General features: G+C 45.7%; 25 protein-coding genes. 9 read left to right on the forward strand and 16 right to left on the reverse strand.

Annotation, left to right across the window (positions count from 1 at the left end; genetic code table 11):
- Positions 1-103: 103 nt before the first annotated feature.
- The 3 genes from U9J37_RS19585 to U9J37_RS19595 all read left to right on the forward strand — a co-directional run bounded on the left by U9J37_RS19585 (position 104) and on the right by U9J37_RS19595 (position 1,903).
- On the forward strand, positions 104-1,282 hold the full coding sequence (locus U9J37_RS19585; RefSeq protein WP_005469943.1) for a multidrug effflux MFS transporter: 1,179 nt from the start codon (positions 104-106) through the stop codon (positions 1,280-1,282).
- Positions 1,283-1,345: 63 nt separating this feature from the next.
- Entirely contained in the window at positions 1,346-1,699 is a 354-nt protein-coding gene (locus U9J37_RS19590; protein WP_005469919.1) for a hypothetical protein, read from the forward strand.
- Positions 1,700-1,768: 69 nt separating this feature from the next.
- Complete coding sequence (locus U9J37_RS19595; RefSeq protein ID WP_005469995.1) at positions 1,769-1,903, forward strand: hypothetical protein; 135 nt, start codon at positions 1,769-1,771, stop codon at positions 1,901-1,903.
- Between the two features lie 81 nt (positions 1,904-1,984).
- Here the strand turns inward: U9J37_RS19595 and U9J37_RS19600 are convergent, their stop codons facing one another.
- The 9 genes from U9J37_RS19600 to norR all read right to left on the reverse strand — a co-directional run bounded on the left by U9J37_RS19600 (position 1,985) and on the right by norR (position 11,585).
- The gene (locus tag U9J37_RS19600; RefSeq protein WP_005470234.1) at positions 1,985-2,608 is read right to left on the reverse strand and encodes a glutaredoxin domain-containing protein; all 624 of its coding nucleotides are present in this window, start codon (positions 2,606-2,608) and stop codon (positions 1,985-1,987) included.
- A 39-nt stretch (positions 2,609-2,647) separates the two neighbouring features.
- On the reverse strand, positions 2,648-3,550 hold the full coding sequence (locus tag U9J37_RS19605) for a DMT family transporter (RefSeq protein WP_038136254.1): 903 nt from the start codon (positions 3,548-3,550) through the stop codon (positions 2,648-2,650).
- Positions 3,551-3,663: 113 nt separating this feature from the next.
- The gene (locus tag U9J37_RS19610; protein WP_005470072.1) at positions 3,664-4,584 is read right to left on the reverse strand and encodes a DMT family transporter; all 921 of its coding nucleotides are present in this window, start codon (positions 4,582-4,584) and stop codon (positions 3,664-3,666) included.
- A gap of 189 nt (positions 4,585-4,773) precedes the next feature.
- Positions 4,774-6,120: an MATE family efflux transporter gene (locus tag U9J37_RS19615; protein WP_043886549.1), complete on the reverse strand. Its 1,347-nt coding sequence runs from the start codon at positions 6,118-6,120 to the stop codon at positions 4,774-4,776.
- A gap of 83 nt (positions 6,121-6,203) precedes the next feature.
- Positions 6,204-8,120, reverse strand: a complete 1,917-nt coding sequence (locus U9J37_RS19620) for a monovalent cation:proton antiporter-2 (CPA2) family protein (RefSeq protein WP_005469945.1) — start codon at positions 8,118-8,120, stop codon at positions 6,204-6,206.
- Positions 8,117-8,737: an NAD(P)H-dependent oxidoreductase gene (locus U9J37_RS19625; protein WP_005470226.1), complete on the reverse strand. Its 621-nt coding sequence runs from the start codon at positions 8,735-8,737 to the stop codon at positions 8,117-8,119. Before U9J37_RS19625 ends, U9J37_RS19620 begins: the two co-directional genes overlap by 4 nt.
- A gap of 148 nt (positions 8,738-8,885) precedes the next feature.
- The gene (locus tag U9J37_RS19630; RefSeq protein ID WP_005470015.1) at positions 8,886-9,497 is read right to left on the reverse strand and encodes an HAD family hydrolase; all 612 of its coding nucleotides are present in this window, start codon (positions 9,495-9,497) and stop codon (positions 8,886-8,888) included.
- A 27-nt stretch (positions 9,498-9,524) separates the two neighbouring features.
- Complete coding sequence (locus tag U9J37_RS19635; protein WP_005470036.1) at positions 9,525-9,884, reverse strand: glutaredoxin family protein; 360 nt, start codon at positions 9,882-9,884, stop codon at positions 9,525-9,527.
- A gap of 111 nt (positions 9,885-9,995) precedes the next feature.
- Positions 9,996-11,585: a nitric oxide reductase transcriptional regulator NorR gene (gene norR / locus U9J37_RS19640; RefSeq protein ID WP_005469990.1), complete on the reverse strand. Its 1,590-nt coding sequence runs from the start codon at positions 11,583-11,585 to the stop codon at positions 9,996-9,998.
- Between the two features lie 239 nt (positions 11,586-11,824).
- On the opposite strand from norR, the gene hmpA reads away from it, so the two are divergent.
- Positions 11,825-12,997, forward strand: a complete 1,173-nt coding sequence (gene hmpA / locus U9J37_RS19645; RefSeq protein WP_005470046.1) for an NO-inducible flavohemoprotein — start codon at positions 11,825-11,827, stop codon at positions 12,995-12,997.
- Between the two features lie 48 nt (positions 12,998-13,045).
- Here hmpA and U9J37_RS19650 read toward each other — a convergent pair whose 3' ends face one another.
- The 3 genes from U9J37_RS19650 to U9J37_RS19660 all read right to left on the reverse strand — a co-directional run bounded on the left by U9J37_RS19650 (position 13,046) and on the right by U9J37_RS19660 (position 14,395).
- Positions 13,046-13,591: a hypothetical protein gene (locus tag U9J37_RS19650; RefSeq protein WP_005470121.1), complete on the reverse strand. Its 546-nt coding sequence runs from the start codon at positions 13,589-13,591 to the stop codon at positions 13,046-13,048.
- Entirely contained in the window at positions 13,584-14,123 is a 540-nt protein-coding gene (locus tag U9J37_RS19655) for a YaeQ family protein (RefSeq protein ID WP_005470198.1), read from the reverse strand. Before U9J37_RS19655 ends, U9J37_RS19650 begins: the two co-directional genes overlap by 8 nt.
- A gap of 62 nt (positions 14,124-14,185) precedes the next feature.
- Positions 14,186-14,395, reverse strand: coding sequence for a cold-shock protein (locus U9J37_RS19660; RefSeq protein ID WP_005470115.1), 210 nt, complete (start codon positions 14,393-14,395; stop codon positions 14,186-14,188).
- A gap of 351 nt (positions 14,396-14,746) precedes the next feature.
- Here U9J37_RS19660 and arfA point away from each other — a divergent pair, with 351 nt between their 5' ends.
- Complete coding sequence (gene arfA / locus U9J37_RS19665; RefSeq protein ID WP_039473564.1) at positions 14,747-14,959, forward strand: ribosome alternative rescue factor ArfA; 213 nt, start codon at positions 14,747-14,749, stop codon at positions 14,957-14,959.
- Between the two features lie 31 nt (positions 14,960-14,990).
- Here the strand turns inward: arfA and U9J37_RS19670 are convergent, their stop codons facing one another.
- Together U9J37_RS19670 and U9J37_RS19675 are read right to left on the reverse strand one after the other, a co-directional pair.
- Positions 14,991-16,205 carry an EAL and HDOD domain-containing protein gene (locus tag U9J37_RS19670; protein WP_322414057.1) on the reverse strand — a complete coding sequence of 405 codons (1,215 nt, stop codon included), beginning with the start codon at positions 16,203-16,205 and terminating at the stop codon, positions 14,991-14,993.
- 299 nt (positions 16,206-16,504) lie between these two features.
- Positions 16,505-17,668 (reverse strand): threonine/serine exporter family protein, encoded by a 1,164-nt coding sequence (locus U9J37_RS19675; RefSeq protein WP_005470145.1) that lies wholly within the window; start codon positions 17,666-17,668, stop codon positions 16,505-16,507.
- Between the two features lie 468 nt (positions 17,669-18,136).
- On the opposite strand from U9J37_RS19675, the gene U9J37_RS19680 reads away from it, so the two are divergent.
- Positions 18,137-18,493, forward strand: coding sequence for a hypothetical protein (locus U9J37_RS19680; protein WP_038136275.1), 357 nt, complete (start codon positions 18,137-18,139; stop codon positions 18,491-18,493).
- A gap of 198 nt (positions 18,494-18,691) precedes the next feature.
- Complete coding sequence (locus U9J37_RS19685; protein ID WP_322414058.1) at positions 18,692-19,849, forward strand: D-alanyl-D-alanine carboxypeptidase family protein; 1,158 nt, start codon at positions 18,692-18,694, stop codon at positions 19,847-19,849.
- Positions 19,850-19,903: 54 nt separating this feature from the next.
- Here U9J37_RS19685 and U9J37_RS19690 read toward each other — a convergent pair whose 3' ends face one another.
- Together U9J37_RS19690 and U9J37_RS19695 are read right to left on the reverse strand one after the other, a co-directional pair.
- On the reverse strand, positions 19,904-20,509 hold the full coding sequence (locus U9J37_RS19690) for a porin family protein (protein ID WP_322414059.1): 606 nt from the start codon (positions 20,507-20,509) through the stop codon (positions 19,904-19,906).
- Positions 20,510-20,857: 348 nt separating this feature from the next.
- Positions 20,858-21,448, reverse strand: coding sequence for a porin family protein (locus U9J37_RS19695; protein ID WP_322414060.1), 591 nt, complete (start codon positions 21,446-21,448; stop codon positions 20,858-20,860).
- A 344-nt stretch (positions 21,449-21,792) separates the two neighbouring features.
- Here U9J37_RS19695 and U9J37_RS19700 point away from each other — a divergent pair, with 344 nt between their 5' ends.
- A complete protein-coding gene (locus tag U9J37_RS19700; protein WP_005474613.1) occupies positions 21,793-22,623 on the forward strand; it encodes a winged helix-turn-helix domain-containing protein in 831 nt (276 codons plus the stop codon).
- Positions 22,608-23,087 (forward strand): hypothetical protein, encoded by a 480-nt coding sequence (locus U9J37_RS19705; RefSeq protein ID WP_043887224.1) that lies wholly within the window; start codon positions 22,608-22,610, stop codon positions 23,085-23,087. The genes U9J37_RS19700 and U9J37_RS19705 overlap by 16 nt, the downstream gene beginning before the upstream one ends.
- The last annotated feature ends 11 nt before the right edge of the window (positions 23,088-23,098 follow it).

Raw genomic sequence — 23,098 nt, forward strand, 5'->3', positions numbered from 1 at the left:
TATTGATTCTTGTTTGGAACTAATCAGTTTCCAACGAAGTGTATTATCTTTATCCAGTACCTAATTTACACTGAAATGAAATCGGTGCAACTAAGGGGGGAGAATGAGGAAAACACCTATTTTGTTGGCAATGATGATCATTGCGACGGGTCAAGTTGGTGTCAGTATTTATCTGCCGTCTTTACCCCTAATTAGCCAAGACTTGGCTGCCAGCCATGCCGATGTTCAATTGTTAGTGACCCTTTTCTTGGTCGGATTTGGCGCTTCCCAGCTGTTTTATGGACCTTTGTCTGATTCCATCGGGCGACGCCCCGTGTTTTTGTTGGGCCAGGGCGTGTATTTACTGGGGACGGTGATTTGCGTTGCATTTTCGAGTGACCTTTCAACCTTGATTCTCGGGCGTTTACTACAAGGTTTAGGTGCGGGAAGCGCATCTGTTCTTGGGCGGAGTGTGCTTAGAGATAGTTACGACGGCCCACAATTGACCAAGGCGCTCTCTTACATCTCGGTGACGGCTTCAATCATGCCTATTGTTGCGCCAGTGTTTGGCGGTTGGATGGCTTTTTATCTTGGGTGGCAGTCGGTGTTTTTGTTTGTGCTCATCTACTTGGCGGCGATTTTTACCTTGGGTTATTTCGTCCTGCCAGAGACAAACAACAGCGGCAAGCATCGATTCAACGTTGTCGAGGTGGTAAAAAACTATGGGCGTTTGCTTGGCAACCGACAAGTTATCTCGAGTGCCAGCTATAACTGGATTAGTTACTTAACCAGCCTAGTGTCGCTCTCGGTGATGCCGTTTTTGCTGCAACATCAAATCGGATTAACGGCGGCAGAGTATGGCTCTGTAATGATCATCCCTTCAGCGGGGCTGATGTTGGGTAGCTTAACTCTCAATGTCCTCAACCGTTATCTATCTACTGCTCAGCTTTTAGTCTTATCCATTTCGATTATGGGGTCGGCTGGTGTTTGGTTGTTGGTCACTCAAACCACGCTGTTTAATCTGATTTGGGCGTTTACTTGGCTGACGATTGCTCAGGGAATGTCATTTCCTTTGTCGATCAGCATGCTGTTGGAGCCGCATAAAAAACAAGCCGGAGCGGTGTCCGCTTTATCGGGTTCTATTCAAATGTGTCTAGCAGGATTATTTGGTGGCTACCTTGTTGAGCATTGGGTTCAAGGCCAAACTTCGTTGGGGTGGGGATACATTATCGCCGCAACCATTATGGCGAGCGTGACCTACATGACGTTTCGTCGACCTATTATTAAGCAAGAGTTTGCTTGAATGGGCACAAACGACTGTTACAATGCGCGCAGCAAAATTAAATGCACCAAATAGGTAGAAAGCATGGAACACAAAGAGTTTGAACAGTTGGTGAAAGCCCTGTGCGAAAAAGAGAATTTGCCCCAAGCGCTGGAAGTACTAAAAGCGTCAGACGACCCTGAAGTGGCAGAAGCGGCACAATCTTTGGTTGGTCAGTTTGCCTTGGCGGAAGTGGAAGGCGAGAAGCGAATTTACCATGTTACGATCCAAGAAAATGAGCAAGGTGAAGAGCAAGAGTTTATCGAGCATGTGATGAACGAAGGCGATAATGTCATAGTGTTCGTTGCTTGGTTCTTTGATGCCATGTTTGAAGTGAAACGCAAAGAGACTTACCAAGCGGCAGGCAAAACGTATCACCAACCAAAACGCGCAAAATAATGTGATTTAGATCTTGTTTTTGTTTCAATTGTGATTAAAATCACGCTCCTTACTGTCGAGGAGATACACATGAATCACGAATTAGGCAATGCATATCTAGGTCAAATGATCGCAAAGCAAGCAATGCACGAAGCATTGTACGGAAAGCCTAAGGCGAAGAAAGCTTCTTTCATCAAACGCATGATGAAGAAAATGAGCAAGTAAACGCTTAGAGTGAAATGGAATTTAAAAAGCCGGAAATCATCGCTGATTTCCGGCTTTTGCTTTTCTGGGTAACGTTGAGAGTTATCCGACTGAGCTTTGATTCTCGTCCAGAGTCACCACATTATCAGGTACATTGCTCAAGCCTTTTTCATCCAACCAAGCGGCAAGGTTATCTGAACCTCCCACATAGTGACCATCCATCCAGATTTGTGGCACAGTCACAGGGGTTTTCTCACCGATAATGGCTTTGACCTCTGGAATCATTCGGTACAAAGCGGCACTCTCTTTCACGACATCGTGATATTGGTATTCAATGCCAGCATCGTCGAGCATTTTCTTCGCTTTAACACAGTAAGGGCAGGTCGCTTTGCCATAGACAATGTTACCTTTCAGGGTGTCGCGCGTTGTCCATTCTTTGATCACAGATTGCACTAATACACCGCGGTTTAGTGCTTCACCTTGGCTGATGACTTTGCCTTCAACCATCAGGATTGGGGCATGCCAAGCACCAACTTTCAATGGTTCCCACCAATGAGAGAGCCAATCTTTTACTTCGAGCTCTATTGGCACGTCAGCAAGTTCGTTTTCAAACGTATCTTTGAGGATGTCTTTTGTTAGAGTACATTCACCGCAAGGAATCTTGACACTGAATGGTCCCCAACTGCCTCCCCAGCGATACAGTGTAATTTTAATTGGCTTTGTCATTGAGCTCTCTCCCGTAAACCTTTACCTAATAGAAAGGAACTAGGCGGATTTAATTTCAGCTTGGCGCGATTTTTTTGATTCCCACTGGGTGATGAATGCCACTGACGCGATAATGATTGCAGCTCCCAGCCACAGCCTTCCTGGTGGTACCCAGCCAAACACCATCCATCCAGCAAGTACGTTCAAAGGCAGTTTTGCGTGGTCAAAAGGCTGCACAAAAGAGGCGTCAGCAACGGAATATGCTTTAACAATAGCCCATTGCGCTAAGGCCGTCATGGCGCCAGCGGCAAGAAGCACCAACCAGATCGTTCCACCCGTCGGCATTTGCCAGTCGGGTAGTGCCAATAAGATATTAAAGGGCGTAATCAGCACCAGCAGGTATACCACCATGGTCGAAGGAGAGTCATCTGACGAAAGCTTCTTCACCATCAATGAATAACATGCCCAGAAGAAGGCGGCGCCAACGGGCAGCAAGGATGCCCAGTTAAAGTTATCTGCCCATGGCTCTAAAATGATCATCGCGCCAACAAAACCGGTGAGGGTGGCAAACCAACGGGCAAGTCCCACTTTTTCTTTTAAGATTAGCCCAGAGCCGACCGTCGCAAACAGAGGCGATGTCATGAGCAGTGCAATGCCTTGCCAAATCGGTACCGGATAAGCTAACGCCCAAAGCCAAAGTTGAATACCGATAACAGAGAGAAACACACGAAACACATGCAGACCAAGGTGTTGTGTTTTCAGCGATTGTCTAATGCCAAGCGTTTTTAGATAAGGAAGAATGACCACTAAAGCGATGGCATATTGTATTAGTGCCACCGTTGTGGACGAGAGGCCAAAGTTGATGCTGGCGACTTGCGCAAGGCTATTGACGATGGCGAAAGCAAGACCGGCTGTCAGCATCCAGCTTGCGCCTTGAATAGGGTGGTGGGCTCTAGAATTCATAATCTTGTAAAGATGAAAAAGGGTTGCTGAATCATACGTGTTTATCCCTCTTGCGTCACCACTCTATCTCGTTGTTGATGTTCAAATTTATCGAGGGTTAATCCCTTATTTTACTAGGGTTTACGCCGATTCATCGTGACCACAGAGAAAACGACCAGCGTCATTCCAATCGCGTGCCAGAGCGTAAAGGTCTCGCCAAGGAGAAACACGGCGGCGATGGCCGTAATTGCTGGACCTATATTGCTCGTTAAACTCAGTTGTGTAGGGGAGAGTCGCGCCATCGCTGCGGCAATAAGATAAGAAGGCAGAACGGTACAAAAAATACCGAGTAGCACACCAATAACAATCAGCTCTTGGCTCCATTGTGTTATGTGTGCACCACTGCTGAGCAGATGAAGTAAGATGGCGCACCCAGCACTGCCCATTCCTATGCTGGTAAATAGCGCACTACCAAGATGGGAGATGAGTGGTTTACTCCAAACCAAATAGAACGCAAACACCAGTGCGGAGGCCATAGCCAACAGGCTGCCTTTAACAATGGATTTGCCAAGTAGCTGAAAGTCATGGATAAAAATAAAGGCGATGCCTAAGTAACCAATCAGCGCCGATAGCATGACCTGCTTGGTCGGAATTTGTTTGTAGAGCGCCCAGCTAATCAGAACCACAAATGTTGGGAACAAAAATATCAGCAGACGCTCAAGTTGAGCCGAGATAAAAGCCAGTGATGCAATATCAAGATAGCTGGCACAGTAGTAACCCAAGATGCCTATCACCACCGCTTTTAGCCCATGATCTCTGACTTTGTTTCGATTGTCTGCGCGACGACAAAGGTAAAAAAACATCGCGATATAGAGAGGCAGAGAGCTAAACGCGCGCAGCGCCATTATCGAGGTTGCATCGCCGCCGGCTTGATAGGCAATTTTTATTAAAACGGGTTTCAGTGAAAAGAGAATACACCCTGCTAGAGCCAGCAAGATGCCGATCTGTGTTGCAGATGCTGCGGTTGAGGGTATGGGTTGAGAGTCTTCGGTCATAGTCTCGTATCCTTGAAAGTGAAGATAAGGCGACGAGAGAGTGGGCGACTGGCTACGTTCTCTCGTAGCCAGGCACACAATTACCTACCAGCTACGGGCATTAAGCAGAAGGAGCCAAAGGTAGGTAAACGTGCAGTGCATAATCATAATCCTGTTTGATGATTTTTTAGCCTAACGTGATAGTAAGTGCTATGCAACCTCTTTATCCGCCGACTGCTGTTCCAATTGAACCAGGGCTCTTTGATACATCCACCATGCGCAGCCACCTGCAAGGAAATTACCCACTAATGAGCCCCAAAATAGTCCTTCAATCCCGGCTATTTGAGCACCAACCCAAAGACATGGCAAGAAGAACGCAAACAACCGCAGCGCTGAAATCGTCAACGCCGTGTAGGATTTTCCAAGTGCGTTTGCGACAGACACCATCAACATACAGATACCTAAGGCGCCCAAGCTAAATGGGACGATCAGCAGGTGATAATGGAGAATATCGCTCACGTTGGTTTCGCTGGTCATCAGCGTTGAAAGTGGCTCAGCGCCTAGCCAAGTAATCAAGGCAATAAGCAGCTGAAATCCTAGGACATAACGACAGGCGATGCTCACCAACTGGCGAATGTCATCTAACTTATTGGCGCCAAGCAGTCGCCCTATCATTGGAGGCATCGACATGGTTAGAGCCAACACGGATACGATGGCGAAAAACTCATATCGAGATCCGAGCGCCCAAGCAGCGACAGCCGCCGTGCCAAAACTGGCAAGCAGTTTCGTGGCTAACATGGAAGATAAAGGAGGCAGCAGTTGGCTAATCATGGCAGGTCCCATGATGTTGGCAATTGAACGAACACTTTGGCTGACATCAAGGTCTGCCCATTGGTAACAAAGCCATTTTTTTCGGCTAACTTTGGGTGCAACGACAAGAATCCCGATACCAAATGCCAAGATCGTTGCAATAGCAGCGCCATTGATACCCAGATCAAAGGTAAAAATGAAAATCGGGTCCAATGCGAGGTTGAGTAAACTCGTCACCATCATCATGGTGCCTGGTAGCATGGTGTTACCATTTGCACGACATATACTGTAAAAGAAGTATAAAAGGGCGCCTGTCCACGCACTAACAAGCCAAACTATCCAGTAGCTATCAATGATCGGGAGTACCGATTCAGGCGCGCTAAGTAGCGCCAAGATAGGGCCACGCAGCAGATAAATGAACAGCGAGATGAGGGCGACGCCGACACTGCCCATCACAATGATCAAGCCTCCTAGCTGCTGCGCATAACGTTCTTGTTTTGCGCCCAGTGCTCTGGAAATGACTGCCGTTGTCGCGATACCTAAACCGACTTGGATGCCAATAATGATCATCTGTATTGGCAACGTAAAACCTTGTGCGGCCAGCGGTAGAACGCCCAACTGACCAATAAAAGCACTGTCAATCAGTTGGAAGCTCATAAGCGACAAGACACCAAATAGCATTGGCCAAGTCATATTAAAAAGTTGTCGTGCCAAAGAAGGCGATGTATTGAGCGTATTTGAAGCCATAATCTCTCTATTTTAGTGAAGGCGGTTCTTTAGAAAGCAAAGCCGAGGCATGACCTCGGCACTTGGAAAACTGTTCTTGCGGGTTAGTCGTCAAGATCGTCTGCGTACCCTTTTGGCGGTGGTGTCCAGCCTCGTTCGTCTGCTGCATGTTTGTCGGATCGATCTCGCGTCATTTCAAGTTTGATCTGCTCTTCAAGATGCATAAACAGTTTACGGTAATTATTGTCAAACCGCTCTCCGCTCGAATCTTCTTCCCAAGCTTGATACAAACTGTCTGACTTGCGATTTTCGACCCGCTGATAAGCCGCTTTTTGCTGCTCTACAAAGAATGGATGGTGCCCGAGGCCACGCATCGCATGCGCGCCCAGTTCTAATGCTGAGTGGTAAGTTTCTAGTTCGATCACATCAGCCCCCGCTTGGCGAAGAAGGTAGCCATGACCACGGTCAAAGGCACGTGCAAGGACTTTGACATGCGGGTAGGTGTGTTTGACGTACTTAGTGAGTTCAACGCTGCTTTCGCGATTATCGATAGCGATGACCAACATCTCTGCTTCTTCAATCCCCGCCGTGTGAAGCATATCCGGTCGGGTGGCGTCGCCGAAATAGGCTTCAGTGTTGATTTGGCGAACGACGTCAATCTGGTCAGCCTGATGGTCAAGAACCACGGTTTTTATTCCATTAGACACAAGTAGTCGATTCACAATCTGACCGAAGCGACCAATTCCTGCAATGATCACGCTGCCATGTTCTTCTATCGTATCAGCGACCTGATCATTGGACTGATGCTGGTAGCGAGGAAGAATGACTTTATCAAAGAAGATGAATAAGCCTGGTGTTAAAAACATCGATAGGGCGACGACGAGAGAGAGTGTTTGCGCAAGCTCAACAGGAATCACGTGGTTTTGCACTGTGAAGCTCAGCAATACGAAACCAAATTCACCAGCCTGGGCAAGGCTCAGTGTAAACAACCATCGATTGCTGCTCTTGATACGAAAAGCAAAGGCTAATACGAAAAGAATCAGCGCTTTGAGCAGCATGACCCCAAGCGTTAGACCAACGATAACGAAGAACTGGTTGAACAGGATGGCAAAGTTGATCCCCGCCCCGACGGTGATAAAAAATAGACCGAGCAATAAGCCTTTAAATGGGTCGATGTTTGACTCCAGTTCATGGCGAAACTCACTGTTTGCCAATACGACACCAGCCAAAAACGCGCCTAATGCAGGAGATAGCCCAACCAAACTCATCAACGCGGCAATGCCAACGACCAACATCAACGCCGTGGCAGTGAAGATCTCACGTAGGCCAGAACTGGCGACAAATCGGAACAGTGGGCGGCTCAAGTAGTGCCCACCAACCACTAAGCCTGCTATCGAGACCACAATCACGATCGCGTAGGCCCAGCCAGGTAATCCGGCGACTAAGCTCAGTTCCTCATGGTGTGCCGCCGCCGCTGCAGCGCCAGACTGTGCTTTCTCGACCAATTCGGGCAAAGCAAGCAAGGGGATAAACGCCAGCATTGGGATAACAGCGATGTCTTGAAACAGCAAAACCGAAAAGGCATTTTGGCCGCCTTCTGTTTTACTGAGCCCTTTTTCGTTAAAGGTTTGCAGTACGATCGCAGTTGATGAAAGCGCAAAAATAAGGCCGATTGCTAAGGCTATTGTCCACGGTTGATTAAAGTAGTGAGCTATCGCCATGATCAGAGCAGCAGTACCGACGACTTGCAGACCGCCAAGGCCCAGAAGTCGATTTCGCATTGACCAGAGCATTTTCGGTTCTAGCTCTAAACCGACCAGAAATAGCATCATGACAACGCCAAACTCGGCAAAGTGTTGAATGGTGGTGGTTTCTTCGCCAACCAAACCGATTATTGGGCCAATGACTACCCCGGCAATCAAATAGCCGAGTACCGAACCAAGGCCAAGTCGCTTTGCAATGGGGACAGCAATAACGGCCGCGACAAGGTAGATAAATGCTTGGAGAAAGTAACCTGTCATGCCTTGTCCTCAGTTTTGATACTCGCTAAACAATGAGTCAGTTTTTCTGCTTTTGCTGCCTGTTTGAAATTCAAGCGCCCATCCACAAGCGCTTGAAGGAGCGTTTTCCACTCTTCAACGTGCTGTTTAATTCGCCCTTCTTCTTTTGCTGTTCTTGCGCCAAACAGGGCAAAAGGCGCGAGGTATCTCATCCCCGTAAGTGATGCCATTTGCTCAAGCGGGTAGAGCAGTTTTCGAATTGTAAAATGGTTATAGCCATCACTTTGATAAGCGTCTTCTTTACCGCCAGCGGTGAGGGCGCAGAAAAACTTCTTGCCGTGGAGGGCATTACCTTCGCTGCCGTACGCGAAACCGTACTCCAGCACAAGATCTTGCCATTCCTTCAAGATGGATGGCGTGGAATACCAATAAAGCGGAAATTGGAAAATGATGATGTCGTGATCGCGCAACCGCTGTTGTTCGAGGTCTATATTGATGTTGTAAGTTGGGTACTCGTAATAGAGATCGACCGCGGTGACACCTTCGATCGCCTTTGCCGCGCGGAACAAAGGTTGATTCACTTCTGAACGTCTCGGTGACGGATGAGCATAGAGAACAAGGACGTTGTTGGTTGGCATAGCAAACAAAGACTCACGGTTTTATATAATGAGGTTATTGTTGCACAGAGATACCGTTTTAACCATTTGTAACCTTTACTAAATGACAGAAACAGTTTCAAAAATTCGTGGACAATCCATGTATGAGTTTGTCGGAGGGAGCCTCGTGCTAACGACTGCCGCGGCTGATGGCGTCAATGATGTCGTCGAGGTACTCAACCACTAACGAGGCGTGGTCTGCAAATTGCGCTCTTTGTCCATGAGTCACCAAGCATGAGGGCATATTGGCGTTATAAGCCGCTTGTAAATCATATAGGTAGTCGCCGACATAGAGAATTTGATGCGCTCGGAGTGACCATTCTTTGGCAAGAGCGAGTAAGGAGTCTGGGGCGGGTTTTGGCGGATAGTGCTCGCGACTGATTATGCGCGAAATATCCAGTTGATTGTGAACGACTTTTTGTTTGGCAGCTTGTTCGCAGTTGCGAGTGATGATGGCGGTTTGCAATTGATTGGCGTTGATGAAGTCGAGCAGTTTCATGCAACCCGGCATCGGCGTTGAGTGCTGAGCATCGTCGAGTTCGTGTTGGAGAATCATTGCGTTAGCCTGCTCGGTTTCAACAGGGCAGTTGAGCGTGTCGACAAATGAGAGCAAATCACTGTCCAAAGGGCAGCCGATTTGCTCTCTTAACCATTTAAAGTCCATGTTTGAACTGACTAAGGTATTGTCTAGGTCGAATACAATTGCTTTGATGGAGGTAGTATCAAGTTGAATTGCGGGCATAGACTGTACCTTATGTTTAAATGGGTATTAGGCGAACTCTTTCTCCAGATAAGTGACGATGTCTGAAGATTCGTACATCCACTCTACCTGACCATCTTTTTCAATGCGAAGACATGGCACTTTAATACGGCCGCCACCCGCTTCAAGATCAGCGCGATGGGTGGGATCATTTTTAGCATCTCTGAGCTCAATATTCACTGACTGACGCTTCATTGCACGACGAACTTTCACACAAAATGGACACGCTTCAAATTGATACAGGGCCATGGATTGCGCTTTGGTATCGGCCTCTTTTTGCGCATCTGGTGAACGTTTGACTCCTCTTGGGGAGAAAACAAAGTTGAGCAACAAAATAACGCGGCCCAAAAACCAACGAATAAATTTCATACTATTCCCTTTAGTGTAGCTGGAGGTTGACTTAATAGTGGATGGGTTAGGTAGCCCGTCCCATCCTTATGCGGCCTATTGTAACCAAGTTGTAATCAAGAGGATACTGGCTTAGTTGAGTTCTATTTGGTGTTTTTTGGTGACATTTATGCCTAAGCGTTTCGCTAAGCGAGTCAGGTTAGCTCGGTCGGTTTTAAGTTCCCGCGCTGCTTGAGCCCAGTTGAAATTGGCTTCGGTGAGGGCGGCCATGATGATGGTTCGTTGATAGGATTCCGTCGTTTCACGAAGCCCTTTCGACCAGTCAATATCATGAGTCAATGTGGCTGGAGCCGAGGACGCTTGGGCGGTTAACCCTGATACGGAATGCAGATCGCCAATATCTTCAAGAGTCACCGTGATAAGGTGGCCAATTCGCACTCTTGCCCGTGCTTTAAGCGCCGCACGATTAATAACGTGTTCGAGCTCTCGAACGTTTCCTGGCCAATTATACTTGGCCAGAGCCAGTCGAGCTTCTTTACCCAACTTGATTTGTACAATGCCAAGTTTACGTCTCGCTTGTTCTAAGAAGTACCCTGCTAGCAGAATTATATCCCCGTCGCGTTCGCGAAGCGGCGGAACCTGAATAGGGTAAACGCTCAATCTATGGTAGAGGTCAGAGCGAAAGCGGCCGTCAGCGACTTCCTTTTTGAGGTCACGGTTAGTGGCGGCAAGTACCCGCACGTCAATGGTTTCAACCTTGTCTTGACCAACAGGCTGAATTTCGTTGTTTTGCAGTGCTCGTAATATTTTGCTTTGCGCGGCAAGCGGGAGTTCACCAATTTCATCGAGAAAGAGCGTACCGCCGTTAGCCAGAGCAAATTTGCCCATACGGGATTTATCGGCTCCAGTAAACGCCCCTTTTACATGACCAAACAGCTCACTCTCGACCAAGTTTTCTGGAATCGCAGCACAGTTTACATAGACCAAGGGTTGTTTTTTTCGTGCCGACAAGTGATGAAGGCTGCGGGCGACCAACTCTTTGCCTACGCCGGTTTCACCGTGAATCAGTATGTTGAAATTTGATGGAGCCACCACCTCAATATCCGACTTGAGCAATTGCATCGAATCACTGGCGCCAATGATCTCTCCGCCATCTCGCTCCCATGCCTCCTCATTAAGTTCTTCAAAACGTTGTTGAGTCTGCTTCGCTTGCTGCTCTAATTGGCTAACGGTGAGTGCGACCTTAAGGCTTGATGCAGCAAGGGCAGAGAGAGCGTCTAAACTACGAGTAGGAATCTGGTCAAATACATTCGGTGTCAGGCTATCTAGGGTGAGAATACCAATGAGCGTCTCCGCGTAAACCAGCGGCAGTCCCATGCAGGCATGCATTGGCAGGTCGCCTTCATAATCCAGTAGTAGGTTGTCAAAAGGATCGGGAAGTTCGCAGTCGGCGTCAAAACGGATGGCACTTTTGGACTCACAGATTTTTTTAAACCTTGGGTGCTCGTCTACTTTAAATCGACGTCCTAGTGTGTCTCGAGTCAGCCCCTGAATGGCTAAAGGAACGAGAGTATCACCTTGAAGTGAGAGTAGTGCGACGCAATCACATTGAATCGCCTTACGGATGGCATCGAGTAATTTGTTGAATCTATCGTGGTCATTGTCACCGGCAGCAAGGCTGATGGTCATATCGATCAACGTGGAAACAGAGATATCTTGCATAATGATCCAAGTACTTGTTTTAAATAGGTTGTTTTGCACTCACTTAGTGTGAGTGATTAATGCATTGTAGAGTCAAATAGACATGAAATCAAAAGGTCATTTTGACCTAGATTCTCTTGTTTTATTACCATGAACCATAGCGCTATCGGTAAACAAGAAGTTGGCACCATTTGTGCTCTAGGCTGGGTAGTAAAGTTGTAAACATAACGTATAAATAAAACCCCATTGAGGAGAACTTCATGCTTAACAACCAGCATATTGACATTGTAAAGAGCACTATTCCATTACTTGAAAGTGCCGGCCCTGCGCTTACGGCCCACTTTTATCAGCGTATGTTTGCGCATAATCCTGAGCTCAAAGACATTTTCAATATGACGCACCAAAAAACAGGACGCCAAAGTGTCGCATTATTTGAGGCGGTAGCAGCGTATGCAAAGAACATTGAGAACCTTGCAGCTCTGACATCTGCGGTAGAGCGCATTGCTCACAAACATACCAGTTTCAATATTCAAGCAGAGCATTACCACATTGTCGGTCACCATTTGATTGAGACCCTACGTGAACTTGCGCCAGACGCATTTACAGCAGAAGTGGAAGAAGCCTGGACAGCGGCTTATTTGTTTTTAGCGCAGATTTTCATTGATCGTGAAGGTGATTTGTATCAGCAGCGCAGCCAAGCCAAAGGCGGTTGGGAGAACGCGCGCGAATTCAAAGTTACGCAAAAAATCCGCGAGTCTGAGTTTGTCACCAGCTTTGTCCTCGCTCCCGTTGATGGTGGCGCAGTACTTGATTATCAACCCGGGCAATACTTAGGTATTGAGGTGAAGCCAACAGGTTCAGAACATGTTGAGATCAGGCAGTACTCGTTATCGCACAAACCAAATGGCAAAGACTATCGTATCTCTGTTAAGCGCGAAGTGGGTGAGCACAAGGGCTTGGTGTCGAATCACATGCATGATGCTGTCAAAGTGGGTGATGTGGTTCGCTTATACGCACCAGCAGGCGACTTTTACTATCAAGAAAAGAACGTGCCTGTAGTGTTAATTTCTGCGGGTGTTGGGGCGACGCCAATGCAGTCTATGCTTCATAGTCTCGCGGATGCGGGTAAGCAAGATGTGAGCTACTTGTACGCGTGTAATGGGCCGGAGCAGCACACGTTCAAGCAAGAAACGGCACAATTAATTGAGCAGCAAGGGTGGAAGCAGTTTGCGTGGTATCTAAACGCAGAAGCGGATTTCTCTGGCCAAATGGATCTTTGTCTTGTGAGTGAAGTTTTGCCTATGACTGAGGCGGATTTTTATATTTGTGGTCCGGTGCTGTTTATGGAGAACATTGTTAAGCAGCTTGCATCACTTGGCGTATCACGCGATCGCATTCATTACGAGGTGTTTGGCCCACACACTTACCTGTAAATGGGGTGCGCATTTTATTGCAAAAGGCCTTCAATCGAAGGCCTTAATTTATGGTTTTGGACTAAACAGCTTAGTAATCAACGACCAGAACCAATGTCGTTTTTGAACGAGTGGCGAGTGTTGATCGCCCAAATAAAAGCTTTCGAGAAACTCTGTGCGCAGGTCTTGGCTATCTCTGGGCGTAACCGCTGTGATAGTGAGCGCTGTTTGCTCGGCATGATCATTGGCCAGACTAAAGTCCATCTTTAAGTAACCCTGCAGGTATATCCACATGTGGGTGACAAACTCGAGTTGCAGCAAGCTTTGGTTGTTAAACTTTTTGGCTTCCTCATCCCCTAAATGGCTAGACATGGTTTGCTGCATCGCTTGAATCGCCTGCTTGTGATTTTCGATGGTTGCTTGAGCCTCGATATGCGCTTTGGTCAAAATACCCAACAGGTGATGAGTAAAATCAACATCGGGCTTTTTCTTACTCACTTGCACAAATAAGCGTTCATGCTGTTCACAAAACAGCTGCCACTGCCGTTCTTGCTGCGGTGTTTTTAACAGGACGTCAGCGTTAATCTCTTGCAGCGACTTCTCAAGCTCACTCATTGCTGTAGAGGGTCTCTAACTGTACTTCAAAAGAGCCTTGAGGGACGTCGACAAACAGACTATCGCCGGTAATCATCACCGAGATATCCATGCCTCGCTCGACAACTTCTGATAACGCTTCGATTGCATCCCAGTTAAAGCGGTAAAAGCTCGCGTTGTATTGATGCGCTTTGTTTTTGGTTTGTTCCCACCAGACATCAGATTTGCTGTTGAAGCTAAACACATCCACACGAGGTGATAATCGCGTCGCTTTTTTGATTCGATCTAATGAAGGCTCGCCAATTTCAACCCAGTACTGAATCTGATCATCAAGTGATTTTACCCATAGGTCCGGCTCTTCAATGGTGGACAAGCCTTTGGTAAAGACCAAGTCCGGTTGGTACTTGGCACAAAAGGCAAGGACACGAGCCATCATTCTCGGGATGGTTTCAGATGGGTGTTGCGCGATCGTCAGTTGCGCTGAATCGTACACATCTCTATTCGTGTCAGAGAGCGAAAGACGGAATTTATAGATAGTGGGTTTGAGTGCCATAGTAATACTTAAAAAAATAGCCAGCGATAGTGCTGGCTATTGTATGCTGTAAGTGGTTGTGATTAAACCGCTTTGATGTTTTCTGCTTGAGGGCCTTTTTGACCTTGAGTAATTACGAACTCAACTTTTTGACCTTCAGCAAGAGTGCGGAAACCGTCACCTGTGATTGCTGAGAAGTGAGCGAAAACGTCTGGACCATTTTCTTGCTTAATAAAACCAAAACCCTTTGTTTCGTTAAACCATTTAACTGTACCAGTTACAGTGTTAGACATAGTGTATATCCTTGATAAATCTTGCAAAAGCCATGACGGCACCGATAGCGTGGAAAAGGAGATTGCTATTGAGCACGACGTTACGGCGGACAGTCATAAATCCAACGAAACGGCGGGGTAAACAAGAACCGTTTTCTAGCTGAAATCCAGTGTAGGCTGAAGTGCAACTAAGTCAATAAGATTTCGGGGCAAATCTCAGTTGTCACAAGCTTTTTCATTCAAAGTTTGCGCTAGGTAAAAGATTTAAATTTATACAGTTTTGATTATTATTGGTGTAACATTCGTCTGCTTTGGTTGCTGAGTAAATTCTCTTTAGTGACCAATGAAAATCCAAAATCAAAGGAGCTAGATATGGCTAAAAATAAACCTCAGAAGATGAGGAAAGAGCGCTCGTTGCAACACGAATTAGAAGTGGGACGCGGCGAAATCAAAGATAACGCTTTGAAAGCGGTTGTTACCAGTGAATTGTTTAAAGTGAGAGTGGAAAAAGCGAAAAAAGGCAAAGGCAGTTTCAGCCGCAAAATGAAACACAGAGGGAAAGAGCCCTACTCAAAAGCTGCCTAACAGCGTCTTTCGAATAGGGCTTTTTACATAGTTAGGCCGCTAAGCTAGCTTTGTCACTGGGTTGGTCCCATTTTAAGGAGCTAGTGAAGCAACGTGATGAGACGTGGGGGCAGAGTTGGAGTTCTTCGTTTAGCGAGGTAATCGAGTCCCAATCCGCTTTTTCGTAGGATTCAACCAGTCGCAAAACCGTTCCGAGTACGCCTTTATGTTCGAGAATCGCTTCAGTAACAAGATCGCTGACTTTGACGGATTGAAAAATCGTGTCGTAACTCACTTTGAATATTGAATCTAACAGCGAAAACAATCCCACTATATAAGCATCCGAACGAGCCAAATTGAGCTCTTTTGCAATGAGAGAGCAGAAATAGGCTCTCTGGATAGCCATATGATAGATCGGCTTTGGCCCTGACTCACTGTCTGACGATAGGGCAACGAGGGAGACAAACAACCTGATTTTGTTTTCACCAAGATAGGCTAAGGCTTGTCTGAATGAGCGTATTGGAGCGCTGAGGTTTGATGAATTCACATAGCGAAACAACTTATAAGACAGCGCCACATCCGTCGCGAATAAGGCTTCCAATCGCTTGATTTGAATTTCTTCCTTCGCCACTTCTTGGCACAGTTTGATCACTGACAACTGGGAAGCTGAGATCGCCTTCTGCTCAATAATTTCAGGTTTGGCAAAGTAGTAGCCTTGAAAGTAGTGAAATCCCAACTCTTTGCACTGCAAAAACTGCTCCCGAGTTTCGACTCGTTCAGCGACAAAGGAAATTCGTTCGCCAAGTTTTTTAATGAGATTTGCCGCTTTGTTGAGTGGTATGACACTGATATCAAACTTGATGATGTCGATAAAACGAAGGAAACGCTTCCATTCAGGGGTTGGGACAAAATCATCCAAAGCGATGGTATAGCCAAGGCTTTTCAAGTGTTTGATTGCCACCAGCAGTTCATCGGTCGGTTTACAGTCTTCGAGCACTTCGATCACGATTTTCTCTTTTGGAAGCAGAGCAGGCACAAGTGTGACTAGGCTTTGGTAGGGGAAGTTGACGTAACCTACCTTGTCCTGAATGACATGTTCGTAGCTATCACTTTTGAAGTACACATTTGAGAGCACTTTTGACGTGGCTCGCACTGGGTCAATGTCTGGAAATGCGTTGTTGAGTCCCTCTCTGAAAAGGAGTTCGTAGCCAATTAATTTTTCCTCTCTATCTAAAATTGGCTGTCTTGCGACAAATGACTTATCCATTGTGATTCTGTTACCTTTGGCATTATTAAATTGGCAATTTCAACTGATGATTTATAATTTTTATTGATATTTATAATTATTATCATCTGTTCAAATGATATTTTCACTCGAAAATTAACATTTGGTAACAGTTTTTCTTAGTATGCCTTGTTCAGTTTACCAACAACCTTCCGAGGTTGGGGCCTAGATAGTTGGTAGAGAGCGAGGAGTGAATATAGAGCGTTGCCGTATTAGCTAGTCTCGCAATAACGATCATTATGATCGATTACTGCGAGGCTTGGCTGTAAAGTCTAGCGCCTTTAACGCTCTATTTTCGGGGAGTAGATGGAGTACGCGGTGATTTGTCCTGCGACGATGGCTGAAAACATAAATAGGGCGGAGAGACCAATACTTGGGATCGGAAGAATGGATTGCTCAAACACCGACTGGCTCGCGCTAACCAATACACGGCTTCCCGGTACTAAAATGATGATACCTTGAACGATGTATATCGATCCGGTGAGATCGAGTTTTTTAGCTACCCAAGTACCATAAAGCGTAATCAATACCGTAGTCACCCAAGTGCCAACGACCCAACCACTTTCAAAGCCTAAGTAAAACGGTCCCCACATCCCCAGCATCGCAACAGGTAGGCCGAGTAGAATGTCCTTTGGTCTGGCGTTAAAGATAATGCCCAATGAAATTGAGATAAGGAACAGGCCAAAAATATGCAATGCGGTAGGCACTTCATTGATGTAACTCAGCGGCTCTGCTTGTCCCCAAATAGATTCGCCAATATTCAACCCCATAACAATGCCAACAAACAGTTTTATCAAGGTTAATGCACTTTGACCGAGCAAACTGGTCCCCGACACTAAGTCATTGAATGCAAGACACTCCAAAGAGTTGGCGATGGAAAGTCCCGGAACAAACAGGACGATCGCAGCGATGCAGAGTGCCCAAACAGGGATTTCAGCGCCGGTACTGGCGAAGAATGCAACCAATATGCCCGTCAATAAGGCAGCAATGAACTCAACGGCGATCGAGCGCCTAGCTTTGCACACTTGTTGTGCTGACCACACCATAAACCCCAAGAACACAGAAAGATATATCGCGTCCATGGTTGAGCCCACCAACATGAGATAGGCCGGTGGGATCCCCATATTGGCGAGTGCAATAACCCATTTAGGATAACCAACCGGCTCTGGAACCGGCTCTTGGCTTGGTTGGTTAATGCGAATGATGGTGTTCGCCAACAAACTTAAGTTGATGGATGCAGGCTGATGTCGCTTCATGATGACGGCATTATTGTCATCAGGGAACTGATAGTTGACGGTAGTCGGGGTCGCTTGAATCATCACATCGACACCATGTTTTCGTGCGTAAAACTGTGTGTATTTTTCCAGTTTGTAGGGCGCGCATCCACAACGATGGAGAGTATCGCCTATCTCGACGATTTTACGGATTCTGTACTCTGAAGGCATGGTATGTAGTACGTAAAAATATGTGACGCAAAGGTACCAGAGCTCTGTTTGCTAAACGAGTCAAAGGCGCGTGAACAGTGGCTAAGCTCACACTAAATAAATAGAACAATCAGTAAAGGAAGGGGGGGAATTTGAAATCTTAGGTTTCATTGTGTCTTCTGGCGGATTTACCCTCCACTTTAAAAGGTTGTTTGTCACAAAAAACAAAAGTTTTAAAATATTTCAAATGTTATCTAACTGTAACATTTGAAAGCTGAACTCTGCGAAAAAATCGTAAAGTTAGAATCGGCAAAGGTTCTTATAAAACTGGATGTTAACAAAGGTTTTACATTTGTTGTTTGATTTAGTTTTGTACAAAAAAGATACAATTTGGCCCCTTGATCTTTTTCTTAGATGGGCGAAAATATACGCAAAATGAGTTTGCAAAAATGAAAGGAAGCTTTTTCTAGTTTAAAAGCGAGGTGTCGTATGAAGTTGTTTATCCTGTTTATCATTTCCGTGACTGCTGGTGTCGCATCTGCTGAACACCTTCATTCGTTTCTATTAGGCCTATACATTGCAACTCTTGCTGTTGGCGCGTGCTACTGGTTCGCATTCAGAAGCAGCCGCTTTCCTCAGTTAGCACTTGTATTACTGATCTGTGGCTTCCTAGCCAAAATATCAATCACGGTTGGTGGCGTGGTTTGGGGCTTTAGCCAAGGGCTTGTAACGTCTCCGTTTGTGTTCTCGCTGTCGTACTTGTTCTTCTCAATTGTGGCGACTTACTTGTGGTTCAAAGTGAAAGACCGCGCAGTGAACAAGAGCTTGAAAGCAAAAGCCGCTTAATCAGTTTGTTGTAAGTAAAAACTGAAAGCCAGCGCTTAGGTCGCTGGCTTTTTTGTGCCCAAAATTGGGTTCGATTTCGCAATAATTTCGATAAATCGCGATTAAAGGTAACGATTGATTACAAAGCTGCTGCGTGCATGACCACGTTGTTTATACTCAAACCGTTCCCTAATTTCATTTGGATTATAGAGCGTCACTATGAGAAAAACGTTTTTCACTTCCACACTCGTCTCTTTGTTTTCTTTTAGCGTTGTAGCTGCTCCCACCATCATCCCTGATCCTCCAGTGATCGGCGCGAAGGGCTATATCTTATTGGACTATCACACTGGCGCCGTTCTGGTTGAAAAAAATGCGGATGCTCAGCTTAACCCTGCGAGTCTCACCAAGTTGATGACGGCTTATGTTGCAGGGCAAGAAATTCGAAATGGCAATATTTCATTAGAAGACCAAGTCACGATCAGCCAACGCGCTTGGGCGAAAAACTTTCCTGATTCGTCAAAGATGTTTATTGAAGTCGGTACTGAAGTCTCGTTGCACGATTTGTATCGTGGTTTGATTGTTCAATCGGGGAACGATGCAAGTGTTGCCATCGCAGAGCATGTCGCTGGCAGCGAAGGGGCTTTTGTCAGTCTGATGAATAGCTGGGCGACTAAGCTAGGGCTTGCAAATACCTCGTTTTCAAATCCGCATGGCCTCGACAGTGATGAACTGTATTCCACGCCGCATGATATCGCTAAGCTAAGCCAAGCAATCATCCGAGATTTACCATCAATTTATCCCCTCTACAGTGAGCGTGCCTTTACTTATAACGGCATTACCCAATACAACCGAAACGGCTTGCTCCGAGACCGCAGTTTGAACGTTGACGGAATGAAAACCGGATACACCAGCGGCGCAGGTTATAGCTTAGCGACTTCTGCGACGAGCGGTAATATGCGATTAATCAGTGTTGTTATGGGGTCAAACAGTACGAAAAGCCGAGAGTCGGAAAGTAAGCAGCTACTTAGCTATGGGTTCCGATTCTTTGATACCGTTTCTCCTGCAAAGGCGGGGGAATCATTAAGTGAAGTGAAAGTGTGGATGGGAGACAAAGACTCACTTAACGTTGGAGTGAGCCAGGACAGCTACTTGACGCTTAACAAAGCCGATGCGGCAAAGCTATCCGCGGAAATCGAAACTAACGGTGAGCTTACTGCTCCTATCTCACAAGGAGACAAAGTAGGTTATGTGATTTATAACGTCGAAGGGCAAGAAGTTGCGCGAGCGGACTTAGTGGCCTTAGAAGATGTTGAGCAAGGAAGCCTGTTTAAACGTTTGATGGACTGGATAAAGCGAACTATCTCAAGCTTCTTTTAGCTGAGATAGCCCTGACGTTGTAATCAGCGAGTCAATAGACTCGCTGATTCTTAATTAGAATTTGTAAGTTGAACCAATGTAGAACGAACCTACAAACTGGCTGTAGTCTTCAAGGCCAACGTCCATTACGTAGAAATCCGCTTCGTAACCTGCGCGAATAGCGAAGCCGTTAAATGACGCTGGAGCGTATTCAATACCCAAACCTGAACGTACTGCACCGCCATTGTCGTCAAAATCCCAACCTTGTGCTGCGCCTGCGCCAGTCTCTTTGTAGTTAATTGAACCTAGGCCAATAGTACCGAAAGGACGTAGACCGTTGTCAAATGTGTAACCTAGGTTAGCGGCTACAGTGAAGCTGCTGTGCTCAAGTTTGCCCAGTTTAGAGCCAGATAGCTTAACATCAGTATCACCGTAGTTTGTGTATTGTGCTTCGATACCAACGATACGGTTAATTTGGTAACCAGCGATTAGCTTAACTGAAGTACCACTTGAGTCGGTAGACAGGTGACCTTGGCTACCTAACGCGTAGTTTGCATCGCTCACTAGGCCGCCGTCTTCAAAATTTGTGCTACCAAGACCTGCACCAAGGTAAAAGCCATCGAAATCTTGTGCTGAAGCAAAGCTTGAAACTAGTGCAGTAAGCAGCAGAACTTTTTTCATGTTGTGTTTTCTCATTAATATTCGAACGGAAAAATTGAGCTGCAAACCTTATTCAGTTTTCATTCAAGTAACTAAACCGAAACCAAATAAAAAACACATTTATGTTTTATTCAGTTGTGAGTGGATTGCACTATGGTTGTGATTAAGCTTCTGATAGTTAAGAGTTTAAATTGTTGGTAACTGTTTCTGTTGACACAAAATTTATAAAAAGTTGTTGGGCTCTTTGTTTTTGAGGTTTGGAGAGCAAGTCTTTTTTCAACAGATAGATAGTGGTGGTTGTCATGGAAAGTAAAGCTTTGACTAAGAGTGATCAAAGCGAGTAGTCAATACTACTCGCATCGACTTAAGTTAGAACTTATAAGTTGTGCCTAAATACCAAGAGCCCATAGATTGGTCGTAATCGCGGTTGGCCCACTTATCCTCTAATACAAAGTAGTCAGCTTCATAGCTTGCTCGTATCGTAAAGCCCTTAACTACATAAGGTGTATATTCTAGACCAGCACCTAACCGAACAGTGCTACCAGATTCATCTCTTGATTCTTGAGGGTAGATTCTGTTCTTAAGTGTGTATTCAATAGAGCCTATACCCAGTGTCGCGAATGGGCGCACGCCATTGTCGAATGAATGACCAAGGCTTGCGCTAATAGTAAAGGAACGATGTTTGATATCGGCTGCTTTTTGCTCGGCTATTTGAACGCTTGTTTCACCGTATCTAGTGTATTGAGCTTCTACACCTAAAACGCGGTTGATCTGATAGCCTGCGATTAACTTGACTGTACTTCCCTTTGTATCAGTGGAGAGGGGGAGCTCATCATCGTTGAAGACGCCTCCGTCATCAAAGTCCGTACTACCAAGACCAGCACCTAAGTAAAACCCATCAAAACCATGTGCTGAAGCAAAGCCAGAAAACAAGGCGGTAAGTAAGAGAGCTTTTCCCATTTTGTAATTTCTCATTTAGTCAGTGAACGAATGAATTTGGCCGCGCACTTTACAAATTTGTGATCTCGGTAACTAAACTGAAAGCACACGAAATCGACATTTATATTTTGTCTCAATAGTGAGAAATTACTTGGTTTTGATTGGCTGTGTTCGCTATTTTACTGTTAAGTAAAGGTTTATTTTTAAATAACCATTTCTGTGGATTGTTGATTTATAAAAACTTATCGGTAGACTGTCGCTTTCTCAAAATTTGGACCGGAGTACCTCTTCGTAGGCTATCTCTACTTTTCAGCTCATGTTTTCTGAGCTAGATAAGTTGCCCTCTAAACAAATTGAATGAAGTAATGCAAGCGATTCAGTTTTCGAACTTAACTTTAGAATGTGCAACAAGGACGTTACGCAATCAAAATGGTAATAAAATAGTATTACGACCTCTACCTTATGAGGTCCTGCTGCTGTTACTGCAAGCCAAAGAACCCGTCTCACGGGAAGAACTTTTTGCCCAGTGTTGGGAAGGTACGATTGTCACCGATCAGGCTTTGACGAATGTTATTTGTGGCCTGCGTAGGAATTTATTGTCTCTTAAAGCGAAAGGGACTGAGATTACGACGATTAGCAAAGTAGGTTACTACTTACAAACTGATGCTATCGATATTCAATGCTTGGATGAACGCGTAGAAGATTCTCTAAACATAGAAGAGACTACAGATATAAAATCAAAGGCCTCTTCATTGCCATTTTGGAAGCAAAAGGTGATACAACCTTACATTTTAGGGGCTGTGTTTATGCTGACGACGCTGGTGACTTTGCTGTTACTCTTTTACTCTAAACCTTTGGTCACCAAGCCTTCTTACATTAAAAAACATAACTATGAGCATTTCTCAAATGGTGACACAAACTACTACCTCCATGATATGACAGATGGATTTATCGGTGTGTTTGAGTTAAAGCAACAACTAGCAGCCTTGGTACCTACTATATGTGGTGCTGATGTTTATATAAGGCTATACCCTTCGCTCTATGAGCCAGACCAAGTCACATTGACGGTTTGGCTACAGCAAGCCACAGGCAAGCGTAATCACATGTTCCACTTCTTCCATGTCGATAAGCATCAACTGGCGAGAAACATCGCAGGCTCTTTGGATAACAAGGAGGTTAGATGCGAGTTGCATTAACTCTTTTGTTTGGTGTTTTAACGGGGTTTGGTCTTTATTACTACTCTTTGAGTGATGTTGAATTTAGCGGCACGCGTTGGCATTGCTCGGAAACCAAAGCAGGCTTCAGCTCTGAAGCATACAAGCAGTATGCGAAGGTGGACGAACTTACCACCATGTATTTCCCAACCAACAATAGCGTGCTCTATTACCAATCAGGGGCTTTGCATCATAAGTCTGGGCTAGTTGAACCTTATGAGGTTGTTTTAATGGCCAACAACAAAGTGACGGGGCAAAGAATGGAGCAGAGGTTTACGGGGGTGGACTGGAATCTAAAACCAGAGCAGTCGCCGACATTTGTTCGAGATAAAAACAGTCTAACGAGCTTCGAATCTGACTTACATATCTATATCGAAGGTAAGAAACTGTTCTTCTATGGTAAAAGCGGAAGCGAAGACCTCAATATCGCGTGCCATCAGATCTAAAAAGGGGCGAC

It is taken from the genome of Vibrio sp. 16, assembly GCF_963681195.1.
GTDB lineage: Bacteria > Pseudomonadota > Gammaproteobacteria > Enterobacterales > Vibrionaceae > Vibrio > Vibrio sinaloensis_D.